Source organism: Chroococcidiopsis cubana SAG 39.79, assembly GCF_003991895.1.
In the GTDB taxonomy this organism is placed as follows: Bacteria; Cyanobacteriota; Cyanobacteriia; order Cyanobacteriales; family Chroococcidiopsidaceae; genus Chroococcidiopsis; species Chroococcidiopsis thermalis.
The window spans coordinates 1-4,627 of the sequence record NZ_RSCK01000198.1; the positions used below are offsets into that span (position 1 = coordinate 1).

The 4,627-nt window shown below is 48.6% G+C and carries 4 protein-coding genes and 1 pseudogene; 1 reads left to right on the plus strand and 4 read right to left on the minus strand.

All coding sequences use genetic code 11. The features are described from left to right. Nucleotides 1-200: 200 nt before the first annotated feature. From DSM107010_RS36830 to DSM107010_RS36840, 3 genes are read right to left on the minus strand one after another with little or no spacing between them, the layout of a single operon-like run. Nucleotides 201-1,121 carry an ABC transporter permease gene (locus DSM107010_RS36830; RefSeq protein ID WP_127025334.1) on the minus strand — a complete coding sequence of 307 codons (921 nt, stop codon included), beginning with the start codon at nucleotides 1,119-1,121 and terminating at the stop codon, nucleotides 201-203. Then, a complete protein-coding gene (locus tag DSM107010_RS36835; protein ID WP_106170835.1) occupies nucleotides 1,054-2,172 on the minus strand; it encodes an ABC transporter permease in 1,119 nt (372 codons plus the stop codon). The genes DSM107010_RS36830 and DSM107010_RS36835 overlap by 68 nt, the downstream gene beginning before the upstream one ends. A 2-nt stretch (nucleotides 2,173-2,174) precedes the next feature. Continuing rightward, nucleotides 2,175-3,353: a BMP family ABC transporter substrate-binding protein gene (locus DSM107010_RS36840; RefSeq protein WP_106170838.1), complete on the minus strand. Its 1,179-nt coding sequence runs from the start codon at nucleotides 3,351-3,353 to the stop codon at nucleotides 2,175-2,177. A gap of 253 nt (nucleotides 3,354-3,606) precedes the next feature. Between DSM107010_RS36840 and DSM107010_RS36845 the strand changes: the two genes are divergently transcribed. Beyond that, a protein-coding gene (locus DSM107010_RS36845) for an IS1 family transposase (RefSeq protein ID WP_106170841.1) occupies nucleotides 3,607-4,348 on the plus strand; the annotation gives its coding sequence in 2 pieces (ribosomal slippage) (nucleotides 3,607-4,089 and nucleotides 4,091-4,348; 741 coding nt in all). A gap of 1 nt (nucleotide 4,349) precedes the next feature. On the opposite strand, the pseudogene DSM107010_RS43465 reads toward DSM107010_RS36845, so the two are convergent. Continuing rightward, nucleotides 4,350-4,418: pseudogene (locus tag DSM107010_RS43465) on the minus strand (IS1 family transposase); the annotation flags it as partial. Nucleotides 4,419-4,627 lie beyond the last annotated feature (209 nt).

Here is a 4,627-nt window from a genome sequence, read left to right on the forward strand (position 1 = left end):
TAAATCTCAGCATTGACCAAAAAGTGGTCACTTCAACAGGATTGACCGCTTTTTTCTTGATTTAGTCTAAACTCCAGTTGTACGAGTCCGAGAACAACTCCATCGGGAGATTTATTTAAACCGCCTAGTCCAGTCATGAGTAAGGGGTGAGGGGTGTGGGGTGTGGGGTGTGTTTTGACTTACGACTTCTGACTTCTGACTTATTTCCCTAGTGCGCCTGGTGCGCCTGTGAGGGTGCGTTTGGGGGAACAGGTGATAATCATGATGAGTAAGGTGAGGATGTAGGGAGAGGCGTTGAATAGGTAGTAGTAGGAGTCAATACCAACGGATTGTAGGGCGGGACCGATCGCCTGTGCGCCGCCAAAGAGTAGGGCTGCATACAAGCATTGCATCGGTTGCCAACGGGCAAAAATGACGAGGGCGACTGCCATCAGTCCTTGTCCGCTAGAAATGCGTTCCGTCCAACTGCCAGGGTAGTAGAGGGAGAGATACGCGCCGCCAATTCCGGCGAGGAAACTGCCTGCAACGATGCACAGCCAGCGGACGCGAGAGGTAGAAATTCCCATTGCTTTAGCAGCTTCGGGGGCATCGCCTACGGCACGGATGTATAAGCCCCAGCGAGTGGAGGCGAAAAACCACTGCATTACAGGAGCGATCGCCACTCCTATCAAAAACAAAGGACAAATTTTCAATGCCGATTGAATTTGCGGCGAAGTACTCCAACTACCAAAAGCGATCGCGGGTAGTTGGGGGGCGACGGGTTGAATAAAAGGTTTGCCGAAGAAGAAAGCTATACCACTGCCGAAGATAATCATCGCGATGCCTACAGCGACATCGTTGACTTTTGGTTGCTGACACAGCCAAGCATGGATAATACCCAGTAACATTCCTGCTAATCCAGCAACTAATACGCCTAACCAAGGGGATTTGGTTAAGTAGGAGATAGCATAGGCAGACATTGCCCCCGTTAACAGCGTGCCTTCCAAGCCCAAATTGATTTTGCCGCTTTTTTCAGTGAGACATTCGCCTAAGCTGACGAACAGGAAGGGGGCGCTACCCCGCAACGTTCCCGCCGCGATCGCTAGCGGTACTCCCCACCAACCCAATTCTGTCGTTGCCATCGAAATTCTCCTGAAAAACTCCTAGCTTGCCGTAAAGGGATTCGCTAAATAGCACTACCAGAAACACGATGCCTTGAAATACCAAAATTGTTGCATCGGGTAACTCTAACCGCCTTTGTAAGATCCCGCCGCTAGTTAAGATACCACCGAGTAATATTGCTACTAAAATCGCTGCTAAGGGATTGTTACGGGCAATAAAAGCAACGAGAATGCCGCTATAGCCGTAGTTGGCGTTGAGAGATTCATTCGCCCGTCCGTGAACGGCAGCGACTTCGACCATTCCTGCTAACCCCGCACAGGAACCAGCTAAAAAGCAAATTGCTAGGGTGAGTTTGCCTACGGGAAGTCCGGTGAGTTTGGCTGCCCTGACATTTCCGCCAGCAATACGGGCTGCCATACCAAAAGTCGTGCGTTGGATCAGAAAATAGGCGATCGCGCAGGCAATTAAGCCGTAAATCAGTCCGTAGTGAATTCGCGTTCCTGGTAGATCTCCCAGCAGATTGACATCGGGGATCGGGTAGCTGGAGGGTTTATTTAGGGAACTGGGATCGCGCATCAGTCCTCCTACTAGATGGTTGAGCAGGGCGATCGCGATATAGTTCATTAACAAACTGCTGATGGTTTCGTTCACGCCTCGATAGTGGCGCAATGCCCCGACAATGCCAATCCACGCGCCGCCACAAACTATCCCAGCCACAGCCATTGCAATCTGCGATCCCAGAGGTGGAACGTTGGTAGAGAGGGCAAGGGCGATCGCCACTGCACCCAAGCCGCCGACAACGATCGCCCCTTCGTTACCGATGATGACCAATCCCAAGCGTGCGGGTAAAGCCGTACATAGGGAACTTAACATTAAGGGTGCGGCACGGATCAGGGCATTTTGAAAAGATTGCCACCTACCAAACGCTGCTTGATAAATTGCCCCATACACCGCGATCGGATTTGCCCCGACCGCAGCACAAAATACGCCAAATAGCAACAAAGAAACGAGAATAGCAGCCAAGGGAATGCAGACAGATTCCAACTTGCCCCGCCAGGTATGAGTGTTCATAGCTAACTTGCGACTCTACCGATTACGCCTTCTGCCAACCAATTCATCTTTTCTAATTCGATCGCTGTTTGGGTGAAATCTTTGTTAGGCACGACAACTTTTCCCGTATTATCTTTCAATCCCGCTCGATAGATCGTCATGTTGCCTGCTATAAATTTTTCTTTCACGGCATCCGCGTCTTTCTTTGCCTCAGCACTCACCGCCGCACCATAGGGCGACATCTTTAAAAATCCATCCTTCAAGCCACCCCTTACCAAGTGCGGAATACCGCCATTCATCAGCGTTTTCCCTGCCCGAATCATCTCTGCATAACGAGAGTAAACCTGTGCCCAGTTCCACTCTGCCCCCGTCAAATAACCTTTAGGTGCTAGCTTGGCTTGATTGGCGTGGTAGCCGCTACAGAAAATTCCCCTTCTTTCTGCCGTTTCCATCACCACTTTCGGACTGTCTACATGGCAGGTAATGACATCAATATCCTGGTCTGCCATACTATTAGCTGCTTCTGCTTCCTTCACAGGTAACGCCCAATCACCCGTAAAGACAACCTGAGTCGTGATTTTAGGATTGATACTCCGCGCCCCCAAGTTAAAGCTGTTAATGTTACGCAAGACTTGTGGGATTGGTTTAGCGGCAATAAAACCGAGTTTACCAGTTTTAGAAGTGTGGGCAGCCACGATTCCCGCTACGTATTGGGCTTCGTCAATGTAACCGAAATAGCTACCGACATTTTTGGGGTGTTTGCCCTCTTGATACAGTCCGCCACAGTGGAAGAATTGGACTTCTGGGTATTCTTTGGCAATCTTGAGTATGTGAGGGTCGAAGTAGCCGAAAGAAGTAGGAAAGAGTACCGTTGCGCCTTCCTCTTCAATCATATTTCGCATCGTCTCTTCTACGGCAGTTGTCTCTGGGACGTTTGCTTCTTCGACGGTTTTCAACCATGTCAGTTTTGCCAATCCCTGTTTCCCTTCTGCATGAGCTTGATTGTAGCCGAAGTCGTCTTTGGGACCGACATAGATAAATCCCATCACGATTGGTTTATCTTCAGCATTGGAAGAAGCTTGAGTTTGGCTGGCTGGCGTGCATCCAGTGCCGAATTTAGTGGCAGCACCAAATGCTGTAGTTGCTAAAATACCGCGAATGACCTGACGGCGATTCAATTGAACGGGTTTGCTTGTACTCACTTACATTTATCTCCTCGGCAAAACTTGCAGTTAACCGCAAGTCTCCTTGTCACAGGTGGCATCAATATAAGCCAAATGTAAGCAGGAAATGCTGAGGCAGATGTGTAATAGTTAACAAATTTGCCAAGGAGCGCGAACTCTTCAAGCTAACAACACCCGCCCGAAGCGTTAAAGCCGCGATTTTGGGAACAATGGTAGTGCTAAAGAGGAAAGGATGAGAGAATGATATTGTTGTGATTTCACAAGTGTGCTGATGTCTACTGCTCTACTAGCCTGCCCCAGTTGTCAATCTATAGATGTGGTCAAAAACGGTCGAACTCGACATCAAAAGCAAAATTACAAATGTCGCGACTGTGGGCGGCAGTTTGTCGAAAATCCACAGTGGCGAATGATTAGTGAGGAGACCAAAGGCATCATTGACCGATTGTTGCTAGAGAAATTGCCCCTAGCAGGCATTGCCCGTGCTTTGCAGATTTCCGAACTGTGGGTGCAACAATACGTCAATCAGAAGTCTAAGAACGTGCCCCAAGAGGTGCAAGTGAACCCAAAGCCGAAATGCCGCTTGACAGTGCAGATGGATGAGTTGTGGTCGTTTGTAGATGACAAAGGTAATGAGCAGTGGGTCTGGCTAGCGATGGATGTCACTACACGTGAGATTGTCGGTTGCTATATTGGCGACCGTAGTGGCACTTCAGCTGGAGCACTTTGGGACTCCTTACCGGCGGTGTATCGCTCCTTGTGCCGTCATCTACAGCGATTTTTGGGTGTCTTATCCCGTAGCCCTGCCAAGCAAACGACATCGTGCCGTTGGCAAGGAAACGGGTTTAACAAGTCATATTGAGCGTTTCAACTGCACGCTAAGACAACGAGTGTCGCGCTTGGTGAGAAAAACCTTGTCATTTTCCAACTTCTTGGAAAATCACATTGGCGCAATTTGGAATTTCATCCATCACTATAATGCTTCTCTTCCAGTTAACTCATCCTGTCCTCTTTAGGACTACCCCCGTGCCTAACCACTTCACTGCTTTGACAATGAGGACAGCAAACTGCAACTAAAACAGTCATACTAGACTAGCCATTACCTAAACTCTATTCCTAGTTTATCCACAAATCGACAACATTACCCTGCCGTTTTATTAAAGGTTCTACCTCATCACTACTTCCATGCCGCTACCAAAAATTTTATTATCTAGTCGGTAGTGATATGGAAGTAGTGATGAGGTATAATCCTTGCCCTACAACGATTTCAGGCAATATTTGTAACATATAAAAAC

Coding starts and splice junctions, on each gene's coding strand:
- DSM107010_RS36830 (WP_127025334.1), bottom strand. CDS start 1,121: ATGGCAACGACAGAATTGGGTTGGTGGGGAGTACCGCTAGCGATCGCG.
- DSM107010_RS36835 (WP_106170835.1), bottom strand. CDS start 2,172: ATGAACACTCATACCTGGCGGGGCAAGTTGGAATCTGTCTGCATTCCC.